The sequence below is a fragment of the Pseudomonas sp. HY2-MNA-CIBAN-0224 genome (genome assembly GCF_040310285.1).
Classification (GTDB): Bacteria; Pseudomonadota; Gammaproteobacteria; order Pseudomonadales; family Pseudomonadaceae; genus Aquipseudomonas; species Aquipseudomonas helleri.
This window is the reverse complement of the sequence record NZ_JBEOPQ010000575.1, coordinates 1-267: the sequence shown is the minus strand read 5'-3', so window position 1 is coordinate 267 and position 267 is coordinate 1. Positions and strand designations below refer to the sequence as shown.

Sequence of the window (267 nt, the reverse complement as noted above, 5' to 3'; positions counted from 1 at the left end):
GACATAACCTGCGATAAAGGCTTTTGCCCCGCGATTAAAGGTATAGCCTAAATGTTTAAAGAACAACGTATCAAATTCTTTGAGCGCCGATTCTTTGTCTTCGCTCTGTAGAAGTTGTAATTCGTCAAATAGATACGGGTGACAACGCATAGCCCCTTGACCAAAGATCATCAATGAACGCGTCAATATGTTCGCGCCTTCTACGGTAATAGATACCGGAATGGACTGATAAGGAATGGCCAAAAAGTTACGTGGACCCATCTGCAC

General features: G+C 43.4%; 1 protein-coding gene. It reads right to left on the bottom strand.

The window, feature by feature from the left end:
• Positions 1 to 267 (bottom strand): acyl-CoA dehydrogenase domain-containing protein (locus AAEZ03_RS27615; RefSeq protein WP_350583056.1); only part of this gene is annotated, 267 nt, incomplete at both ends.